The 20,018-nt window shown below is 40.4% G+C and carries 18 protein-coding genes; 8 read left to right on the top strand and 10 right to left on the bottom strand.

The window, feature by feature from the left end; translation table 11 throughout:
* Positions 1 to 146 precede the first annotated feature (146 nt).
* Positions 147 to 1,103, top strand: coding sequence for an ornithine carbamoyltransferase (argF, locus tag BN1068_RS19840; protein WP_077604558.1), 957 nt, complete (start codon positions 147 to 149; stop codon positions 1,101 to 1,103).
* Positions 1,104 to 1,166: 63 nt separating this feature from the next.
* Here argF and BN1068_RS19835 read toward each other — a convergent pair whose 3' ends face one another.
* On the bottom strand, positions 1,167 to 2,294 hold the full coding sequence (locus BN1068_RS19835) for an amidohydrolase (RefSeq protein WP_077604557.1): 1,128 nt from the start codon (positions 2,292 to 2,294) through the stop codon (positions 1,167 to 1,169).
* Positions 2,295 to 2,467: 173 nt separating this feature from the next.
* On the opposite strand from BN1068_RS19835, the gene BN1068_RS19830 reads away from it, so the two are divergent.
* From BN1068_RS19830 to BN1068_RS19815, 4 genes are all read left to right on the top strand, one after another.
* Positions 2,468 to 4,258: a S9 family peptidase gene (locus BN1068_RS19830; RefSeq protein WP_077604556.1), complete on the top strand. Its 1,791-nt coding sequence runs from the start codon at positions 2,468 to 2,470 to the stop codon at positions 4,256 to 4,258.
* A 102-nt stretch (positions 4,259 to 4,360) separates the two neighbouring features.
* Entirely contained in the window at positions 4,361 to 5,953 is a 1,593-nt protein-coding gene (locus BN1068_RS19825; RefSeq protein WP_077604555.1) for a glutathione ABC transporter substrate-binding protein, read from the top strand.
* 394 nt (positions 5,954 to 6,347) lie between these two features.
* Positions 6,348 to 7,856, top strand: coding sequence for a BCCT family transporter (locus BN1068_RS19820; protein WP_077604554.1), 1,509 nt, complete (start codon positions 6,348 to 6,350; stop codon positions 7,854 to 7,856).
* A 133-nt stretch (positions 7,857 to 7,989) separates the two neighbouring features.
* Complete coding sequence (locus BN1068_RS19815) at positions 7,990 to 8,412, top strand: hypothetical protein (protein WP_077604553.1); 423 nt, start codon at positions 7,990 to 7,992, stop codon at positions 8,410 to 8,412.
* A 62-nt stretch (positions 8,413 to 8,474) separates the two neighbouring features.
* Here BN1068_RS19815 and thrB read toward each other — a convergent pair whose 3' ends face one another.
* Genes thrB through BN1068_RS19800 form a run of 3 tightly spaced genes read right to left on the bottom strand, consistent with a single transcriptional unit; the run spans position 8,475 to position 11,705 of the window.
* Positions 8,475 to 9,350, bottom strand: coding sequence for a homoserine kinase (gene thrB, locus BN1068_RS19810; protein WP_077604552.1), 876 nt, complete (start codon positions 9,348 to 9,350; stop codon positions 8,475 to 8,477).
* A complete protein-coding gene (gene thrC, locus BN1068_RS19805) occupies positions 9,347 to 10,408 on the bottom strand; it encodes a threonine synthase (RefSeq protein WP_077604551.1) in 1,062 nt (353 codons plus the stop codon). The genes thrB and thrC overlap by 4 nt, the downstream gene beginning before the upstream one ends.
* A gap of 1 nt (position 10,409) precedes the next feature.
* Positions 10,410 to 11,705 (bottom strand): homoserine dehydrogenase, encoded by a 1,296-nt coding sequence (locus BN1068_RS19800; protein WP_077604550.1) that lies wholly within the window; start codon positions 11,703 to 11,705, stop codon positions 10,410 to 10,412.
* A 262-nt stretch (positions 11,706 to 11,967) separates the two neighbouring features.
* On the opposite strand from BN1068_RS19800, the gene BN1068_RS19795 reads away from it, so the two are divergent.
* On the top strand, positions 11,968 to 12,168 hold the full coding sequence (locus tag BN1068_RS19795) for a hypothetical protein (RefSeq protein ID WP_077604549.1): 201 nt from the start codon (positions 11,968 to 11,970) through the stop codon (positions 12,166 to 12,168).
* Positions 12,169 to 12,237: 69 nt separating this feature from the next.
* Here BN1068_RS19795 and BN1068_RS19790 read toward each other — a convergent pair whose 3' ends face one another.
* A complete protein-coding gene (locus BN1068_RS19790) occupies positions 12,238 to 13,401 on the bottom strand; it encodes an MFS transporter (RefSeq protein ID WP_077604548.1) in 1,164 nt (387 codons plus the stop codon).
* A 196-nt stretch (positions 13,402 to 13,597) separates the two neighbouring features.
* On the opposite strand from BN1068_RS19790, the gene BN1068_RS19785 reads away from it, so the two are divergent.
* Together BN1068_RS19785 and BN1068_RS19780 are read left to right on the top strand one after the other, a co-directional pair.
* Positions 13,598 to 14,419 carry a squalene/phytoene synthase family protein gene (locus BN1068_RS19785; protein ID WP_077604547.1) on the top strand — a complete coding sequence of 274 codons (822 nt, stop codon included), beginning with the start codon at positions 13,598 to 13,600 and terminating at the stop codon, positions 14,417 to 14,419.
* A gap of 325 nt (positions 14,420 to 14,744) precedes the next feature.
* A complete protein-coding gene (locus tag BN1068_RS19780; RefSeq protein WP_077604546.1) occupies positions 14,745 to 16,301 on the top strand; it encodes a BCCT family transporter in 1,557 nt (518 codons plus the stop codon).
* Between the two features lie 82 nt (positions 16,302 to 16,383).
* On the opposite strand, the gene BN1068_RS23455 is transcribed toward BN1068_RS19780, so the two are convergent.
* From BN1068_RS23455 to thiW, 5 genes are all read right to left on the bottom strand, one after another.
* Positions 16,384 to 17,139, bottom strand: a complete 756-nt coding sequence (locus BN1068_RS23455; RefSeq protein WP_139344894.1) for a hypothetical protein — start codon at positions 17,137 to 17,139, stop codon at positions 16,384 to 16,386.
* 115 nt (positions 17,140 to 17,254) lie between these two features.
* Positions 17,255 to 17,875, bottom strand: coding sequence for a thiamine phosphate synthase (gene thiE / locus BN1068_RS19770; protein WP_077604545.1), 621 nt, complete (start codon positions 17,873 to 17,875; stop codon positions 17,255 to 17,257).
* Positions 17,865 to 18,650 carry a hydroxyethylthiazole kinase gene (thiM, locus tag BN1068_RS19765; protein WP_077604544.1) on the bottom strand — a complete coding sequence of 262 codons (786 nt, stop codon included), beginning with the start codon at positions 18,648 to 18,650 and terminating at the stop codon, positions 17,865 to 17,867. Before thiM ends, thiE begins: the two co-directional genes overlap by 11 nt.
* Positions 18,640 to 19,461, bottom strand: a complete 822-nt coding sequence (gene thiD, locus BN1068_RS19760) for a bifunctional hydroxymethylpyrimidine kinase/phosphomethylpyrimidine kinase (RefSeq protein WP_077604543.1) — start codon at positions 19,459 to 19,461, stop codon at positions 18,640 to 18,642. The genes thiM and thiD overlap by 11 nt, the downstream gene beginning before the upstream one ends.
* Positions 19,462 to 19,493: 32 nt before the next feature.
* On the bottom strand, positions 19,494 to 19,958 hold the full coding sequence (thiW, locus tag BN1068_RS19755; RefSeq protein ID WP_260051971.1) for an energy coupling factor transporter S component ThiW: 465 nt from the start codon (positions 19,956 to 19,958) through the stop codon (positions 19,494 to 19,496).
* Between the last annotated feature and the right edge of the window lie 60 nt (positions 19,959 to 20,018).

Genomic DNA, 20,018 nt, shown 5'->3' with positions numbered 1-20,018 from the left:
TTTTATGGGAGAATGTATATACTCATCATATTTGGAATACCGCCTAAAGAAAAAAGACAATAAAAATCTCAAAATCTATTGAATAAATATTCTTTTTATTGCATAATAATGCATAACAACTTAATTGAATAGGCAGGTGTAGGTGAATGACAACAAATCAAATCCAATTTCAGCAGGCGCTAAAAGGCAGAGATTTCTTGAAGCTTGCGGATTATACAAAAGAAGAGATTAACTACTTAATTGAATTAGCAAATTATCAAAAGAAACAAAGTAAAGATGGAATTGTTTTTGAACCGTTAAAGGGCAAAATGCTGGGCATGATTTTTGAAAAATCATCGACAAGAACCCGTATCTCCTTTGAAACAGGTATTTATCAGCTTGGGGGCTCAGGAATTTTCTTAAGCTCCAGGGATCTTCAACTTGGGAGAGGAGAAACAATTGCTGATACAGCACAGGTACTTTCCGGCTACTTAGATGGAATTATGATCCGAACCTATAATCAGTCTGATGTGGAGGAGCTGGCAAAGTATGCAAGTATTCCTGTAATCAATGGGCTGACTGACCTGTATCATCCTTGCCAGGTATTAGCAGATCTGCAGACAATCAAAGAAGTTAAAGGTGTACTGCAGGGGCAAAAAATCGTTTATATCGGTGATGGCAATAACATGGCACATTCTTTAATGATTGGTGCTGCAAAGATGGGAATGCATATTGTAACGGTAACACCGGATAGTTATAAGCCTGAGGAACAAGTTACGGAAAAAGCAAAACAATTCGCACAGGAGCATGGTGCAACCATTGAATGGAGCAACGACCCGGCAGCAGCTGTTAAAGATGCGGATGTTATTTATACAGATGTATGGGCAAGCATGGGACAAGAGGCAGAACAGACACAGCGGGTGCAGGAATTCCAGCAGTATCAGGTAAATGAAGAGCTTCTTGCTAAGGCTAAATCAGATGTAACATTTATGCACTGCCTTCCAGCACATCGCGGGGAAGAGGTTTCTGCAGGAGTCATTGATGGAGAACACTCTGTGGTCTTCCAGCAATCTGAAAATCGTCTGCATGCTCAAAAGGCTTTGATGACAGCATTAATGGGATAAAAGAACAAAGAAGCAGGTTAGCCTGAATCATAGGCTAACCTGCTTTTTTGTTCCTGTTTTGACTTAGTCTGTTATTTCTTCCCCGTTGATGTATACATGGCTCAGGTTAGATTGCGGATCAAATGGATTTCCTTCCCAAAGCAGAAAATCAGCGTCTTTTCCAGCTTCCAGCGTCCCTACACGATCCTCGACACCAAGGTGCCTGGCTGCATTGGAGGTCATTGCTTTTAAAGCCTGCTGTTCAGTCAGCCCATTTTTGACAGCATGAATTGCACTGGTCAGCAGATATTCGATTCCGACAACCGGGTGATCTGTTGTAATGGAGCAGGAAACGCCGGCATCCATTAATGTTTTGATTGTGCTCCAGCTTTTATCCTTCAGCTCTACCTTAGAACGTGAAGACATTGTCGGGCCTACAGAGACCATAACATGGTGCTTGGCAATATAGTCAGCAATAAAGTGGCCTTCTGTACAATGCTCAATTGTTACATCAATATCAAATTCCTTTTTTAAACGGAGTACCGTGATAATGTCATCTGCACGGTGAGCATGAACACGTAAAGGTATTTCTTTATTGATCACTTTTGCTAATTGCTCTAAACCAAGATCACATTTCGTTTTCTCTTTTTCGGTGTATGCTTTTGCTTCCAGAAGCTTTTTCCTTAATACTGCTGCAACACCCATCCGGGTAGCCGGCATTTTTCCTTTCGAACCGTGAAATCTCTTAGGGTTTTCACCAGTTGCAGCCTTCATTCCTGATGTTTGGCGGATTATCATCTCATCAACAATATGACCGGTTGTTTTTAAAACAGACATTTCGCCGCCAATCACATTGGCACTTCCCGGCATTACCTGGACAGTTGTGATTCCGGACATTCTGGCTGTTTTCAGGCCTTCTTCACGGGGATTGATACCGTCAATCGCTCTTACCTCAGGTGTAACAGGGTCAGAGGTTTCATTAAAATCAGCACCTTCCTGTCCCACCCCCTCCTCGGATACTCCTAAATGTGTGTGCACATCAATGAATCCCGGAGTAATAATGTAATCTTTTCCATCGATCGTATGGTAAGTATCTGAGGCATCTAACTTTTTGGAGATTTTTTCAATTTTTCCGTCACGGATATAAAGGTTACCATGTTCGAATATTTCTTCCTTGCCATTCCAAATTGTAGCTCCTGTAATTACAAACATATGTACTCTCCTTTGGCAAAATAATATTGATTTCTGCAAATCTTTAATCTATAATCAACTTATTATAAGTTTATTAATTAAATTCAGATAATAAACAAATTTAAGTAGACTTGTAATAGTTTTACTTTATCGTATAGTAAAATGATTAAATATTCAACATTTGGAGGGATTACATGCAAGAGAAGGACGAGACAGCTTTGCTGGAATATTTGACTGCTAAGGGAGCATACAATCCCCAAAAAATTGGTGATTCGGATGAATTTACATTCCTGGCTAACCTTACAGGAAGACCCCAGGCCTGGACGCTGAATAAAAAAGATGAAACAGAAGCTTTTACAACAATGTCCGATCGTGTACTGGAGGTGTACCATTCTCCAACAGGGAAGAAATCTATTATTGCTTCTGATTTTGAAGGAAATGAGAAACAGCAGTTTTATATTACAAAGGATAGAGGACAAACCGTAGAGGATTTAGTTATTTCCAAAGATCATTTTCATGAATTTGGCGGATGGTCACCAGATGAAAAGAAAATTGCCTTTGCAAGTAATCGCAGACATCCGGGATATTTTGATATTTTTGTTTGTGATGTGGAAACAGGAGAAGAACAAACAGTATATGAAACGGATACGAATTGTACGGCGCTATGCTGGACGAAAAATGGAAGGGGTCTCATTATCAGTGTGAAAGTCTCAAATATTGATAACCAATTACATATGTTAGACCTGGAGTCAGGAGAGACAACACGAATTGGTAATGTAGACGTTCCTGCAAGATATCATTCTGTCCAGCTTAAGAAGGATGGAAGCGCAGGATACCTAGTCACAGACGAAGGCAGAAATACATTAGCCATAGCTTCATTTTCACTGGATTCACCACAGCAGATTGAGTATCTTTTTAAGGATGAGCAATGGGATATTGAAGAAATAAAACTTTCCCCGGATGAAACCAGACTTGCTTACTCTTTGAACAAAGGAGGAAGCTCACAATTAGCCGCTTATTATCTGGAAGATAACTCCGTAAAAACAATAGAGAGTATTCCATCAGGTGTTTATCAATCTCTCAGCTGGTTAAATGAGGAGACATTATTGGCAGGCGTAACAAGTGCTGTCATTCCGGGTGACATATGGAAGGTCGAAATTACTGCAGATCAATCAACCCGGTTAACCCATGTTACTCCAGATTCAGATATTGCCAAGCAATGGGTAGAACCGGAGCTCTATCAGTTTACATCCTTTGATGGACTGGAAGTTCCTTATTTTCTATATGGCAAGAAGCATGCTAATCAGCCGGTAATGATTCATGTTCACGGCGGACCGGAGAGTCAAATACGGAATGAGTACAACCCGGTAATTCAATTCCTGGCTGCACAAGGCTATGCAGTGGCTACTCCAAATGTACGCGGCAGCATGGGGTATGGAAGAGAATATGTACAATTAGATGATGTCCGTAAGCGGATGGATTCTGTTGCTGATTTGAATTATCTTGTGAAAGACTTAATAGAAAACCATCAGGCGGACAAAGATCGTGTAGGAATTATGGGAAGAAGCTACGGCGGTTTTATGGTGCTGGCAGCAATTACTCACTATCCAAAGCTATGGGCTGCCGCTGTTGATATTGTCGGAATCAGTCATTTCCGTACGTTTTTGGAAAATACGGGTCTTTGGAGAAGAAGACTGCGTGAACAGGAGTATGGATCATTAGAAAATGATGTAGATTTCTTTGAAGAGATTGCCCCGTTAAACCATACAGATAAGATAGAAGTACCGCTGCTTATTTTCCATGGAAGAAACGATACACGTGTACCAGTATCTGAAGCAGAACAGCTGACAAGTGACTTGGAAAAACAGGATAAGGATGTTGAACTGATTATATTTGATGATGAAGGACATCAGACAGAAAAATTGGAAAATCACATTCTGATGAATTCAAAAATTGTTGAGTTTATGAACCATTATTTAAAATAATACATCAGGAAATTTTGTTAAAAATGCTCATTCCGTGAGAGAAAATCAGGAGTCTCACGGAATGGAAATTTATTATAACAATATAACACAGGGGGAAGCAGCATGAAAAAAAATTACTTAGCATTTTTTATGAGCATGATCATGACCGTTTTAGTGTTGGCTGGTTGTGCAAGTGAACCAAATGAGTCAGAAGGAGGCTCAGGAGATGGAGGGCAAGCTCAAGAAGGCGGAGATTTAGTAATCGCTACAATTTCTGATGCAGTTTCTTTAGATCCGGGCGCTGTAAATGATGTACCTTCGTTTGATGTACAATATAACATTTTTGAAAAACTGGTAAAGCATGACGAAGATATGAATCTACTGCCAAGTCTGGCAACAGAGTGGGAGCAGGTTGATGATACAACTTGGGAATTTAAGCTTCAGGAGGGAGTTACCTTCCATGACGGCGAGCCTTTTAATGCAGAGGCAGTAAAAGTAAATATTGAGAGAATGATGGATCCTGATGTAGGCTATCCAACTGCAAATATGGTGGAAATGGTTGAAGATGTTGAGGTGGTGGATGATTATACAGTTCATATTAAAACAGAGTATCCGTTTCCAGGACTTCCGGCTAATTTAGGGCATCCAATGGGAGCAATGATTTCACCGAAACAGATTGAAGAAGACTATGCAGCAATGGAGGATGGAGAGGGCCCCGGATCTGTTATTAATGCAAATCCAATCGGCACAGGTTATTTTAAATTTGATGAATGGGCATCAGGGCAACATATTCGCCTTGTTAAGAATGAAGACTATTGGGATGGAGCAGCAAAACTTGATTCAGTAACATTTAAAGTAGTTCCTGAGGATTTAACAAGATTGGCAGAATTACAGACAGGAGATTCGCATGTTTCTAACCCGCTCAGCTCTTCAGATATTGAACAGGTTGAACAATCTGAAGATTTGGAAATGTATCAGCAAAGCAGTGTTTCCTTAGACTATATTGGATTTAATACACAAAAAGAACCGTTTGATGATAAACGTGTGCGCCAGGCCATTTCTATGGCATTAGATAAAGGCCAAATTCTGGATGGTGTTGTAAATGGTTATGCGTTAGAGGCGGAAGGTCCGCTTTCACCGGGTGTATTTGGTTATGATGAAAGTTTAGAAGGATTAGAATATGATGTTGACGCTGCAAAAGAGCTTTTAGCGGAAGCTGGATATCCTGATGGATTCTCAACAACGCTTTGGACAAATGAAACGCGGGAGCGTGCAGATATTGCTACAAACGCTCAGGCACAGTTAAAAGAAATTGGAATTGATGTCGATATTGAAATGATGGAGTGGGGCGCATATCTGGAACAGATTGGTAATGGTGATCATGATATGTTTATTCTGGGCTGGTCAAACAGTACAGCAGATGCTGATCTTGGATTAGCTCCGTTATTCCATTCGGATAATTTGGGACCTCCCGGCAACCGTACATTTTTACAAATTGATGAGTTAGATGAATTACTGGATGCAGGACGTCAGGAAGTTGACGAAGAGAAGCGCTTAGAAATCTATAAAGAAGCGCAGGAATTACTGATTGATGAAGCGCCAATGGTCTACATTATGCATAAGGACTATCTGCTTGCTGAAAGAACAGAGGTTCAAAACCTAAAAATGCTGCCGACGAAAATGCTGCTGTTAAAAGATGTTTATTTAGAACAGTAAGCCGTTTTGTTTAGAATAAAAGGAGTGTAACAGGAACGCGCAGTTCCTGTTACACTCCTTTTTATGTGTCAGAAAGGGTATGTGCTGAAAATGTTTACGAGCAGATATTGAGAGTACAAACCTGACCAAAAATATGTAAGATAAGTTCGGAAAACGCCCCTTGGGCCCCCGTTATTTTTCTTTTCCGTGTGAACATCCTGTTCCCGGGGCAGTCGAGATTTTATCCGGGCTGTTGCATCAACTCTTTTTCAACAAATACCATGCCATTACTTGTTTATTTATCAATTTTACAAATGGTAAATAAGAACAGGTGAAGGTTTGATAGGATGGTTTGAAGGGTAGTAGTGGTTAGGAAGACGGTACATATAAATAGTAAATGATAAGAGGTGTATAGATGAAAAATGTAACGAGTGTATTTTGGTATTCATTGGTATTATGTATTATCGTAGTTATTTGGGGGTCTGTTGCACCAAAGAACTTAGAAGGAATTACTTTAGATGTCACTACTTTTATATCCGAAAAATTTGGCTGGTATTATTTAATATTAGTTATGTTTATGCTGGTATTTTGTATTTACCTTATCTTTTCACGATATGGAAATATTAAACTGGGAAAAGAAAATGATAAACCAGAGTTTAGTTTATTATCCTGGTTTGCTATGTTATTTAGTGCCGGGATGGGGATGGGATTAGTTTTTTGGACAACCTCAGAACCTGTTTCACATGCATTTACCAATTCTCCGGCTGCAGAGCTGGGGTCTGAACAAGCAATAAACGACAGTTTAAAGTATGCTTTTTTTCATTGGGGGATGCATGCCTGGGCAGTATATGGTATTGTGGCACTCGTATTAGCATACTTTAAATTTCATAAGGACACACCGGGATTAATTAGCGCAACGTTGGTCCCTATATTTGGGAAGAAGAGAATGCTGGGTCTAGCCGGAAAAATTATAGACACATTAGCAGTTTTTGCTACAGTAGTTGGTGTTGCTGCTACTTTAGGATTTGGGTCTGCACAAATTAATGGTGGATTATCCTATTTATTTGGTACACCTGGTACTTTCCCGGTACAGTTACTGATCTTAGTGATAGCAACAGCCTTGTTTATTTGTTCTGCATGGTCCGGAATTGGAAGAGGAATAAAATACCTGAGTAATTTTAATATGGGGCTGGCATTTGTATTATTACTTATGTTATTTATAATAGGTCCTACATTATACATTCTTAACATGTTTACAAATACATTAGGAAACTATGTATCTGATTTTTTTGAGATGAGTCTGCGATTGGCTCCTCAAAATGAAGAACAGAGGGGATGGATTAATAATTGGACAATTTTCTATTGGGCATGGTGGATATCCTGGTCCCCATTTGTAGGGATCTTTATTGCCCGCATCTCTAAAGGGAGAACGATTAAAGAATTTATGCTGGGAGTATTATTTGTTCCGGCGATTGTTTGTTTTATTTTCTTTGCTGTTTTTGGTGTTTCTGCTTTAAATCTGGAGCAAAATGGAATTGCTAAAATTTCTGAATTTGCTCTCGAAACATCAACGTTTGGCGTTTTGAATGAATACCCATTAGGAATGATAATGTCAATCATTACTATTGTTGTAGTGGCGGTGTTTTTTATTACTTCAGCTGACTCAGCCACTTTTGTATTGGGAATGCTGAGTACAGGAGGGACAATCAACCCGCACAATTCCGTTAAAATTATGTGGGGATTAATGCAATCAGCAGTTGCAGCAATCATTGTATATTTTGGCGGTACGCAAGGCCTGCAAAATATGCTTATTATCGCAGCATTGCCGTTTTCTATTGTGATTATTCTTATGGGTATTTCATTTTTTAAATCTGTACGAAGAGAGCCGGTTCACCGAAAAAAAACAGAGAAAGCCAGTAAATAAAATATATGTGAAAAGACAGAAAAAGTCTTGCGATAACACAAATATTTGATATCTCAGTTATAATAAATCATTGTGAAAAAAAGGTTTAATACGATCTTAAAAAAGGAAATCTAGTGCTGGGGGAGGAGATATAATGAAAAAAATACTGCAAATGTCAAGCATCCTGTTTGTTTTACTCGTTGCCAGTGCCTGCCAGGCTGATACAGAGCAAGAAGCTGATAATAATGCTGACGAAAGCCAACAAGCTGCAGAAGAGCATGAGTCAGATACAGCTGGTGAAGCTTCTGAAGAACCTGAGGAGGAATCTGAAGATGGCACTTCCGATAATGAAGCAGAAGCATCTTATGACTATAAAGAACAGAAAGTTATTGCTGAACAGATTGCGGAAGGTGATTATGACGCAGTAGTTGAAACAGATAATAAGGAATCTCGTGTTATGATCTATGAAATGGATGGAGAGAAATACTATAAAACCATCTTTGTTAAACATGATAGCCGTTTAAAAATCATTGATATTCATAATAACGATGGCCTGATCTATAATGAAATCATTTAAAAAATGTGCAAGAGTGGTTGGAAAACTCTTGCACATTTTATTGCCCTTTATTAAGTAATATTTTAAGAAATAGAAACCCCTTTTGTATCAATCTTTAAAAGCTGTACTTGATAATCGTTAAGCTGTTTTACTATCTCATTCTTGATTTTTTCTCCATTTCCTTTCGGTACAAAAGAAAGCATCGTCGGTCCTGCACCGCTTAAAGCTGTACCATATGCCCCGGCTTCCTTTGCTTTTTCACGGATAAGATCAAAATTAGGAACAAGTGCTTTTCGAAAAGGCTCATGAAATAAATCGTTCTCAAGCATTTTTCCAAACAAAGCATAGTCTTTCGAGTAGAGGGCAGCAACGGCCAGATTGCTCATTGCACTCGCTCTTGCTGCATAACTCCGTTCATATGTATCCGGCAGACAATCCCTGGCAACCTTTGTTTTCAGTTCTACCTCCGGAATATATGCAATTAAATCTAATTCGATGTCATTTAGCCGGACAGAAGGGATCTCATTTTTAAGCATTGTAGAAATTGTTAATCCTCCAAACAAAGCAGGTGCAATATTATCTGGATGACCTTCGATTTCCGTTCCAAATGCCAATTTCTGTTCATCTGTTAATTGTAAATTTCCAAGCTGATTAGCGAGCTCAATTCCTGCGACAATTGCGGATGCACTGCTTCCTAATCCTCTGGCCAGTGGAATTTCACTGGTTTCCTGTACCTTACAGGGAGGTAATGCTGCCCCGTACCGTTCTGCTACCTGCTCCGTGATATTCCAGATAAAATGATTTTCTTCTGTCTCCTCAGAGCCGTGTGCAAAAAAAACATGATGATCTGCACGCTCTACATCTAAATGAATGTACAAGCCTAATGCAAGGCCCATGGAATCGAATCCAGGGCCAAGATTAGCGCTGCTTGCAGGTACAGAAATGCGGAACGGCGTCATGATGTGATCATCTTCTCTAAATATTCAAGGATGGCATCTTCGTCGTTTGGAAGCGTAACAGGGTCAATTGTTAATTGATCAATGGCAGTCTGTGGATCCTTCAATCCGTTACCGGTTAATACAGCAACAACTTTGCTGCCTTCAGCGATTGTACCTGCTTTTACCTGCTGGATAACACCTGCAATAGAAGCGGCTGAGCCCGGCTCTGCAAAAACTCCTTCCTTGCGTGGGAGCAGTTTAAAGGCAGAAATGATTTCGTCATCTGTGACAGAACCAATCATTCCGCCTGATTCTTCTCTGGCCTGGACAGCTAAATCCCAGCTGGCAGGATTTCCAATTCGAATCGCCGTTGCCACTGTTTCCGGGTCTTCAACAACTTTATTTCTGACAATGGCAGCTGCACCTTCTGCTTCAAAACCAAACATTTTTGGAAGAGCTGTTCCTTTTGATGTACTGTATTCTTTAAAGCCTTTCCAGTAGGCACTGATATTTCCGGCATTACCGACAGGAATTGCCAGAATATCAGGAGCGTCTCCCAATTGATCGCATACTTCAAACGCTGCTGTTTTTTGGCCTTCCAAACGATATGGATTAACAGAGTTTACTAGTGTGATAGGAGACTTTTCACTAATTTTGCGAACGAGCTGCAACGCCTGATCGAAATTACCTTCAATCTCAACAATTTCAGCTCCATACATAACAGCCTGAGCGAGTTTTCCAAGAGCAACTTTTCCTTTTGGAATAACAATGATTGCCCGGATTCCAGCACGTGCCGCATACGCCGCTGCTGCTGCAGAGGTATTTCCGGTAGATGCACAAATAACAGAGCTTGAGCCTTCTTCTATCGCTTTAGCAACAGCCATCACCATGCCACGATCTTTAAATGACCCGGTCGGATTTAAGCCTTCAAACTTCCCGTATAATTCAATCCCCAATTCCTTTGATAGATTTGGAAAATGAAATAGTGGAGTATTTCCTTCTAATAATGATAAAGCGGGTGTTTTATCCGTAACAGGAAGTAAGTCACGATATTCTTCAATTAACCCTTTCCAAGCCATCTTACGCATCTCCTTCTACTTTGTAATAACTCTTTATCTCATTCACTGCATCAAATGCTTCCAACTGATTCAATACTTGTTCAAATTGAGAGTATGGTGTGTCGTGTGTGACTAATACAATTTCTGCAGAATCTTTTTCATCCACTGGTGTCTGCAGAATACGTTGGAAACTGATGTCCTGTGAATGAAAAATCGATGAAATTTCTGAGAACACTCCAGTCTTGTCTTCTACGCATAAACGAACATAATATTGACCATGCTGCTTATCCTTTGGACGCAATGTTTTTGGAAATTGCATGTCGTTTAATTGTTTTCCGGATACCCCGAGACGCATCGCTTTAATTGCAGCGACAACATCGGATAAAATCGCTGTAGCTGTCGGAAGACTTCCGGCGCCGGGACCATAGAACATTGTTTCACCAACTGCTTCACCATAAACATAAACTGCGTTATATTCATTTTTAACGCTGGCCAGCGGATGATTTTTGGCCAGTAATGTAGGTTGTACACTTATTTCTAATTCATGATCAAAGAAGTTGGCAAATCCGATAAGCTTCATCGTATACCCCAGCTGTGCAGCATAACGAAGATCTTTTAATTCAATCCCGTGAATTCCTTCTACCTCAACATCCTGCAAGTCAACAGGAGTAGAGAACGCTAAGCGGCCGAGAATAGCCATTTTCCGGGCTGCATCTAATCCTTCTACATCAGAAGTTGGATCCGATTCTGCAAAGCCGAGACGCTGTGCTTCTGCAAGAGCATCCTCGTAGCTTACACCTTCTTCGTCCATTTTTGTTAAAATATAGTTGGTTGTCCCATTGACAATCCCCATTATTTTTTGAATGTGGTCGGAGGATAATCCTTCATTAATTCCGCGTAGTATAGGAATACCGCCGGCTACACTTGCTTCATAATAAAAATCACAATTATTTTTAACCGCTGCTTCCTGTAATTCTGGGCCGTGCACAGCTACCAGGTCTTTGTTAGCTGATACGACATGTTTTTTATTAGAAAAGGCTTTTAGCATATAATCCCTGGTATGATCAATTCCGCCCATTACTTCAATGACAAGATCAATATCCGGATTTTCAAGAACGTCATCGGGATCTGTTGTTAAAATTTCCTGGTTCACATCAATATTTCTTGCTTTTTCTATATCACGTACAAGCGCCTTAACCACTTCAACTTTACAGCCTAATTGATGCGCCAGTTTTTCCTGGTGATCTTCAATCAGGTGAATAACGCCTGAGCCAACGACACCAAGACCTAATAATCCTACTGAAACCTTCTCTTCCATCTAACCACCTCTACGCTTCCTATTGTATATTGAATTTATTTAAACATGAAAAAGGAAGTAAGGCAATAGCGAATTTTTAGAATACATCTGGGCTCACGAATGTAACCGTTATCAAAAATGCGGCAATAAAGTAATCTTGAAAAAACGCGGATTTTTAAAAGATATTTATATGGTTAAGGGGGAATGGGCATAAGCCGCTCAAGCGATGATGTACCATTAAATTATCTCCTTCATATAATAGGTAAAAAGGGGATATAAAGATATGCGGATCTACCATCTCGGAGCGTTATTTATTTTTTTCTTAAGCCTGGGTATAGTCGTTGGCTGCAGCCTGGGTAAAATAGAAGTGTTCGCAGTGAGCGGATTAATTTTAGGAACGCTGCCTATTGTTATTTACAGAAGAAGTATTATAAAGAAAGAAAAGGTCTCTAATGATAAGGAAGATAAAACATCGTATACATGAGCAGCGAATTTTCTGATGTAAATTAAAAACTGCATGGAAATAAAATCATCCATGCAGTTTATCAACCTATCAGTCTGCTGTTACTTCCGGGCGTTTATATCCTTTCAGTGCGATTAAGGCTGTGATTAATCCTAAAAAGACAATAGCTCCGCCGACATAGGCATTCTTTTCCACGCTTGCTTGTTCAATGACGATACTTCCGGCAAATGAACCGACTGCAATACCTAAATGTAAAGCAGAATTATTTAAGCTGACCAGAATACTCGAATTCTGCGGGGAGGTCTCAATTAAATAGCTTTGAACCGGCGGCGAAACAGCCCAGCTGAGCATTCCCCATAGTATAAGTACCACAAGGAATAAGACAACATGGAACGACGAAACCGGAATAATTAAAATGGTAGCCACAAATAAGATAATGGTGCTGAGAATAGTTCGCTTCGGTCCGAATAAATCGGATAATGTTCCACCTGCACCGCCACCGCTGACAGCAGAAATACCAAAGATCAGATAAACAGCACTTAGCCAAATGCCGTCTAATTCCATGAAATCTTTTATAAATGGATTCAAGTAGCCATATAATGTTGTGTGGCCGGCCAAGACAAAGAATGTCGTCAGTAATATAAAAAGAACCTTCGGGTTCCGGATCATTTTCAGCTGCGCTGTTAACGGCAGTGGTTTTTCTGCGGAAGGAATACGCTGCATAAAGTAATGGACAAATATAATAGAAGCAACCGTTAAGAAAGAAATAAGTACAAACGGAGCGCGCCAGCCAAACGATTCTCCAAGGATTAGCCCGAATGGAATCCCGAAAACAAGCGATCCGCTTACTCCCATACTGACGATGCCGATAGCCCGTCCTCTGTAAGCCGGCTTAACAATGGAGGATGCCATCATCACACAAAGTACAATGAGTAAAGAAGCACTTGCTGCAGAAATTATTCTGCTAATAAAAATCATCGTATAGTTTAAACTAAAAACAGCAAGAATATTTCCAAGTAAAAAGAATACTAAAGAAATAATGGTCAGCTTTTTCCGTTCAACAGATGCAGTTAAATAAAGTAAAATAGGTGAAGCAATAGCGAAAACAAGAGAAAAAATGGTAATTAATAATCCAGCTTTTCCTAATGACACACCGAGGTCACCCGCTACTAAATCGAGAATACCGCCAATAATTAATTCAACCATTCCGACTACAAATGAAATGGTCATCAGTAAATATACACTTTTATTCATAATCAACACGCCTTATCTATAATTATCCTGTTATTAACATCGAAGTGATAAAAACACTATCTACCATAGTAGCTTTAAAAAAAGGATAGCACAAGAACTTTATGTGAAAATTAATGAGAATTCAACACTTTTAAAGGAAAAAAAGATACTTGTTTGTTATACTTATAGTAACGCATGAAATAAGGAGGAGTTTTGGGTGAGTAACAAAGCAACATTAGAAAAAGATGCAATGAAGGTTTTAAAACAGACGAGCAGAACATTTTATATCCCCATTAAACTGTTGAACAAAACATTGCGGAAAACAGTTGGTTCAGCTTACCTCTGCATGCGCGCTGTTGACGAAATGGAAGACCATGAAGAAATGGATGCAGAAATAAAACAGCATTTATTAAATGAGACAAGCCATTTATTAAAGGAAGAAGTATTTAACCGCGAGGCTTATCGCCGGCTGGTAGCTCCATATGAAAACGAACTTCCTGAAGTGACATTGCGCTTAGCTGACTGGATTGAATTCTGTCCGGAAGATATTCAGCAAAAAGTAAAAGATTCGACGAGTGAAATGGCAGAGGGAATGGCTAAATGGGTAGGTAAAGACTGGGAAGTAAAGACAAAAGAGGATTTAGATGAGTATACATATTATGTAGCAGGTCTTGTCGGTGTCATGCTGTCTGATATTTGGAAATGGTATGACGGAACCGAAACAGACCGCGATCTGGCTATCGGTTATGGGCGCGGACTGCAGGCTGTGAATATATTACGGAATATTGATGAAGATGCGGAAAGAGGAGTCGGCTTTTTCCCGAATGACTGGTCTAAGAAGGAAATGTTTGCATATGCAGAAGCGAATTTACAAAAAGCGGACGAGTATATGACACAAATCTCTACCAAAAATATACTTCTATTCTGCCGGATACCATTAGCACTGGCACATAAAACATTAAATGCCTTGAAAAACGGTAAGGAAAAAATGTCCAGAGATGAAGTAGAAGAAACGGTAGATAAAATTATTAATTCTTAAACTTTGAAAAGCCGAATAGGATAGACTTATAAAAAAATCTCGCTAAATCTGCTGAGATTTTTTTATTTTCGGGGATGAGAAGGGTTTAGGAATATTTAAGAAGGGAAATACTTCTATATTCAAAGCTATACGCTGAATACGTCTTTAAATTGAAAGTTGTATTGTATGAAGGATGTCACTATAATAAAAAGACATGTGCAAACAAAACAAGTGAGAGGATGAAAGTTTGTCAAGCATTTCTCTAAATAATGCTTTCATCCAAAAAAGGTCTGTAAATAACATATTCATGATATTTTAGACGCTTACATTAATCAGGAGGTAAAGTGTGAAGTCAAAAAAAGGAAAAGGTTTAGATTGGCCAGTTTTTTATATCAGTGGAGGATTTTTAGTTGTGTTTATTGTCCTGTCGCTGATTAACAGTGATATGGTGGATAGTGCAGTAAACACTTTGTTTAATTATTCTGCTGATTGGTTTGGCGCTTATTGGCAAATACTCTTATTCCTTAATTTCGCCATCGGGTTAGGCCTGGCAATTTCAAAGTATGGAAAAGTAAAGTTAGGAAATCAGGATAAACCAAAATACAGCTATTTTGGCTGGGTATGTATGATTTTGGTAACCCTGTTAGCCAGTGGAGGGGTCTTTTGGGCTGCAGCGGAGCCTATGTATCATTTTATGACTACGCCGCCTCTTTTTGGCGGAGGAGAATTTAATAATATAGAGGGAGCCTTTGCTCAAGCATTTATGCATTGGGGATTTCTTGCATGGGCAATTCTCGGTACACTTGCAGTTATTGTAATGATGTATGTGCATTATCAAAAGGGTTATCCTTTAAAACCTCGGGGATTGTTGTATCCTATTTTTGGAGATAAGATATTTGAAAAAAGTGCCATTGGGACGTTGGCCGATTCCTTTTCTATTATTGCAACGGCAGCAGGAACATTGGGACCGCTTGGGTTTTTAGGTTTACAGATTTCTTATGGATTAAATCATCTCTTTAATGTACCGGATACATTAACTATGAGTATTATTGTCGTTATCGTCTTAGTTACTGTAGCTGCCATTTCCGCAGCAACTGGAGTTGATAGAGGGATTTATCATTTAAGTAACTGGAATATACAATTTACAATTCTTTTAGCTATTATTGTATTTATTATTGGACCTACCGCATTTATTATTGATGGGTTTGTCGGCGGTACAGGAGTCCATATTCAAAATATGTTTGAAATGATGTTCTATCGTGGAGATGGAGAATGGCTGGCAGGATGGACGATTTTCTTTTGGGCTTGGTTTATCGGTTATGCACCAATGCTTATCGTATTTATCAGCCGTATCTCCAGAGGAAGAACAATTCGGGAGCTTATTATTGCAGTTTCCGTAGTAGCACCGCTTGTAACAAATTTCTGGTTCTCCATTGTCGGTGGAACTGGTGTTTTCTTTGAAATAGAAAAACCGGGTTCTATTTCTGATGCATTAACTAATGGCGGCATGCCTGCTGCAGTTATGGCGATTACTGATCAGCTTCCTTTAGGTACAGTAATGGGAGTTGCTTTCCTGCTTGTATCTATTGTCTTTGTTGCAACAACTGCAGATACAATGTCGTATACTGTTGCTGCAACATTAACAGGACATGATAATCCAAAACGTTGGCTGCGGGTTGTCTGGGCCATTTTATTTGGAGCATTTACTGCTGTTATCCTTACAATTGGTGAAGATAGTATTACATCGATTCAAAATTCTATTGTTATAACGGCAGTCCCAGTATCGTTATTGATTTTACCGCCGTTGTGGAATGCGCCGAAAATTGCAAAGAAAATGGCATTGGAACAGGGGCTTATCTGGCAGCGTGAAATGCGTAAGAAAGAAGATAAAAAATATAATTAATTAAGAGATTTAATATAAAACGAGCCGCTGAAAAGGTTTTGCTTTCAGCGGCTCGTTTTTAATTTCATACACTTTTCTATAGTCACATACATTGGAAGGATTCAATACTATTTAAATCCATCCCGAAGTAAACCCAGCGAAAACCGTTCCAGCGGAAGCCGGCGATAGAATTTCTGCCTAGGAATGTCGGAAAAGCCCAGAAACCATTGCCGCGATTTGGCCAAATATAGGTGAAGCGGAACATGCAATGTCTGATACCGCCGGGATCAACAGCAAACGCCTGCACCTGCTGCTTTTGCGGTACAAAGTTAGGCGGCGGTCCCATTGGGGGCTGGCTGTTCATACCGCCCATTTCTGCCGGGCCTGCCTGCTGTCCTGGGGCTCCTCCACTACCTCCGCTCTCCGGGAAATTTGGAAAAGATGGAGCAGACGGGGCTGGCGGCCAATTTGGAAAAGTACCTTCATTTCCGCCTCCGCTCCCGTTGTTATTTGGAGGGCCAGGGAATATATTATCTACAAATTGATCTGTATTAAACTCTGGAAAAGGTGATTCATTCCCATTTCCTCCTGATCCTGGGAAACCAGGGAAAAAGTTGCCGATTCGCTCCTGTGATGGAGGGTTTTGCTGTCCTTGCTGAGGCGGCATATGATTAGCAGGCTGCTGTTCCTGGTAATAGCCGCCCGGTCCGCCAGTTTCACCTTCTGGGCCCCCTGCAAAGAACCCATTCGAATAATCGTGCTGTGGGGCCGGCTGAAAGTAGTTATTCAGCATCTTACCAGGCAGGTTATTCTGTTTGTTTTCCTCGCCATTTGGATGCGATGGTTGAAAATAATTCATAATTTTCCTCCTCTATTGGGCTAATGTTCCCTAATAGCATATGAGGCATCTGTATTATTTGCGCTTCATAACAAACAGAATGGGCGGAATAACTAATCTGGAGAAACAGTATAGCTTACAGCTTATCTACAGCTTCCTGAATACTATCTGCTTCTGTAACAGCAGTAATAAAAGAAACTCCGTCCGCACCAGCTTCTATAACAGCGCTTGCGTTTTCTGTCTGAATCCCGCCGATTGCCACAACAGGCATGTCAGGAAATTGCGAGCGGATAGTATGAATCCATTCTAAGCCTACTGCCTGTTTTGCATCTTCTTTTGTAGAGGTTGCAAAAATTGGGCCGACACCAATATAATCCACTAAATCAAGCGGACTTTGGTCAAGCTCCTGCTGTGTGGATATCGACAGGCCAATAATTTTATCCGGAAACTTAGCGCGGACTTCCTTGACAGGCATATCATCCTGCCCTACATGTATACCATCTGCATCCAGCTCTTCGGCAAGCTCAATATTATCATTAATAAAAAATGGAATATTATGTTTACGGCATTGCGCTCTGAAGCTTTTACCCAGCTTCAGCTTTTCCTCGCCATTTAACGAGCCGGTCCCTTTTTCCCGAAATTGAAATGCAGTAATACCTGCAGTGAGTGCCTCCTCTAAAACAGCGTGAGGATCCCTGTCACAATTTTGGCTTCCCATAATAAAATATTTTCTTAATTGTTCTCTATTAAATTCCATCTTCCGTGCCTCCGTTTAATTGCTTGGGTGTAAAGGACAAAGCATCGACAAAGCTTGGCAAAAAGGTTCCCGGTCCTTGCACATGAGACTGCTTTGCTGCATGCTCTGCGGCCATTCCGTAGAAGCTGAGTGCGGAACGAAGCTGTTCCCCGACTGGATAGGAAGTAGTCAGACATGCTGCCACCACAGATCCTAATAAACAACCTGCCCCGGTAATACTGGAGAGAAGCGGATGTCCAGTCTGATTATAAATTAATTTCCGATCAGCATAGATAACGTCTATTTTTCCGGTTACTACAATCGCAGTATCAAATTGTTTACCGGCTTTTTCCGCAATATCATCTATATTTCCTTCCCCGACAGAATCTACTCCGCGTGTTTGAATATCTGCATTAACCAAGGAGGCAATTTCACCTGCATTACCCTTGATAACTGTCGGACGTACTTCTTGTAAAATCTTTTCAATTATTTCTTTCCGAAAAGAAGTTGCAGCCACGCCGACAGGATCAAGAACAATAGGAATACCTTTTTTATTAGCGGTTTTCCCCGCTGCAATCATTGCCTCGACTTCCCCTTCCAAAATCGTTCCGATATTTAAGACTACAGCATCAGCAATGTCCGCCATATCAGACGCTTCCCGTACTTCTTTTGCCATCACAGGACTGCCGCCAAAGGCAAGCAGCCCATTAGCACTAAAATTCATAACAACCTGATTGGTTAAATGATGAATAAGTGGCGTGCTGTTTCTGACTTCTTGAATAATATCAGGATTCATGTGTAATCTCCCTTCCGGCATTTTCCCGGATTGCCCAGTGATTTGTCGGTCCATTTCCTTTTCCAAGTGCAAATGATTTAGAAATAGCAGCGGTAACAAAAGCTTTTGCGTGCTTTACTGCTTCTGGAAGCGGATAGGCTTTACCTAAATAGGCAGCAATGGCAGCAGCGTAGGTACAGCCGGTTCCATGCGTATTCTTCGTATCTATACGTTCTGCAGCATAGCTGTGCATCTGCTTTCCGTCATAAAGAAAATCGACAGCCTGCCCTTTTAGGTGGCCTCCTTTAACTAAGGCAGCATCGACACCATACTCATGAACGAGGTATTCTGCAGCACTTTTCATATCATCTGTAGACTCAATAGATAACCCGGTCAGAAATTCTGCTTCTGGAATATTCGGCGTAACAACTGTCGTTAAAGGAAGAAGATATTGCCGCAAAAAGTTGCGGGCTTCTTCATTAATTAAAGCATCGCCGCTGGTTGCAACCATAACAGGATCCATCACATATGGAGCATCAACCTGTTTTAATTTTTCAGCAATTAATTCCATCATCGGCTTGCTTGCAATCATTCCAGTTTTCACTGCATGGATGGGCATATCCTCAATAACTGCATCCAGCTGATCCTCAATCATAGAAAGCGGCATATGTTCAACGGAGCGGACCCCTGTTGTATTTTGAGCCACAACGGAAGTAATGACAGACATGCCATAGGTTTTTAACTCTTGAAATGTTTTTAAATCTGCCTGAATACCGGCACCGCCGCTTGGGTCTGTACCGGCAATTGTTAATGCACAACGAACCTGACTCATAATAAAAATCCTCCTTAGGATTGTAAAGTAAATTATTTTGTTAAAGAAAGCTGTCTTGCGGGAATACGGCTGACCAGCAGCCAGCCAATTAAGGCGCCAGAGACACTGCTTACAATAAATGGCGGGATAAAGGCAAATGCCCCTGCAGAGCTTCCCATAAGCAGATTAGCTATCGGAACAGCAAAGAAGGAACCGATAATTCCTGTTCCGATGATTTCTCCAACAGCCGCCATTGAATATTTTTGTGTTTTCTTATACAATACCCCGGCAACAAAAGCACCAATCATCGCTCCTGGAAATGCAACCAATGTTCCTAATCCTAAAAGATTTCTGACTAAGCTGATCATGAATGCGACAATTACTGCCGGTCCCGGCCCAAGTAAAATAGCAGCTATCACGTTAACAGCATGCTGAACGGGATAGGCTCTGGCCACTCCTGCTGGAAACCAGAGCAATTGAGATCCAATCGTTCCAATAGCTACTAGAACAGCCATCATTGTTAATAAGCGTGTACGGTTTTTCAATCCAATCATCTCCTTTTCTTTTTGGAAATGAAA

Origin of the sequence: Oceanobacillus sojae (assembly GCF_900162665.1) — a bacterium.
Lineage (GTDB): Bacteria > Bacillota > Bacilli > Bacillales > Amphibacillaceae > Oceanobacillus > Oceanobacillus sojae_A.
The sequence above is the reverse complement of the archived record's forward strand: the minus strand, read 5'-3'. Positions and strand labels throughout refer to the sequence as shown.

Excerpts from the sequence above, each read along its gene's own strand:
- argF (WP_077604558.1), top strand. The coding sequence starts at position 147 with ATGACAACAAATCAAATCCAATTTCAGCAGGCGCTAAAAGGCAGAGAT.
- BN1068_RS19835 (WP_077604557.1), bottom strand. The coding sequence starts at position 2,294 with ATGTTTGTAATTACAGGAGCTACAATTTGGAATGGCAAGGAAGAAATA.
- BN1068_RS19830 (WP_077604556.1), top strand. The coding sequence starts at position 2,468 with ATGCAAGAGAAGGACGAGACAGCTTTGCTGGAATATTTGACTGCTAAG.
- BN1068_RS19825 (WP_077604555.1), top strand. The coding sequence starts at position 4,361 with ATGAAAAAAAATTACTTAGCATTTTTTATGAGCATGATCATGACCGTT.
- BN1068_RS19820 (WP_077604554.1), top strand. The coding sequence starts at position 6,348 with ATGAAAAATGTAACGAGTGTATTTTGGTATTCATTGGTATTATGTATT.
- BN1068_RS19815 (WP_077604553.1), top strand. The coding sequence starts at position 7,990 with ATGAAAAAAATACTGCAAATGTCAAGCATCCTGTTTGTTTTACTCGTT.
- thrB (WP_077604552.1), bottom strand. The coding sequence starts at position 9,350 with ATGACGCCGTTCCGCATTTCTGTACCTGCAAGCAGCGCTAATCTTGGC.
- thrC (WP_077604551.1), bottom strand. The coding sequence starts at position 10,408 with ATGGCTTGGAAAGGGTTAATTGAAGAATATCGTGACTTACTTCCTGTT.
- BN1068_RS19800 (WP_077604550.1), bottom strand. The coding sequence starts at position 11,705 with ATGGAAGAGAAGGTTTCAGTAGGATTATTAGGTCTTGGTGTCGTTGGC.
- BN1068_RS19795 (WP_077604549.1), top strand. The coding sequence starts at position 11,968 with ATGCGGATCTACCATCTCGGAGCGTTATTTATTTTTTTCTTAAGCCTG.
- BN1068_RS19790 (WP_077604548.1), bottom strand. The coding sequence starts at position 13,401 with ATGAATAAAAGTGTATATTTACTGATGACCATTTCATTTGTAGTCGGA.
- BN1068_RS23455 (WP_139344894.1), bottom strand. The coding sequence starts at position 17,139 with ATGAATTATTTTCAACCATCGCATCCAAATGGCGAGGAAAACAAACAG.
- thiE (WP_077604545.1), bottom strand. The coding sequence starts at position 17,875 with ATGGAATTTAATAGAGAACAATTAAGAAAATATTTTATTATGGGAAGC.
- thiM (WP_077604544.1), bottom strand. The coding sequence starts at position 18,650 with ATGAATCCTGATATTATTCAAGAAGTCAGAAACAGCACGCCACTTATT.
- thiD (WP_077604543.1), bottom strand. The coding sequence starts at position 19,461 with ATGAGTCAGGTTCGTTGTGCATTAACAATTGCCGGTACAGACCCAAGC.
- thiW (WP_260051971.1), bottom strand. The coding sequence starts at position 19,958 with ATGATGGCTGTTCTAGTAGCTATTGGAACGATTGGATCTCAATTGCTC.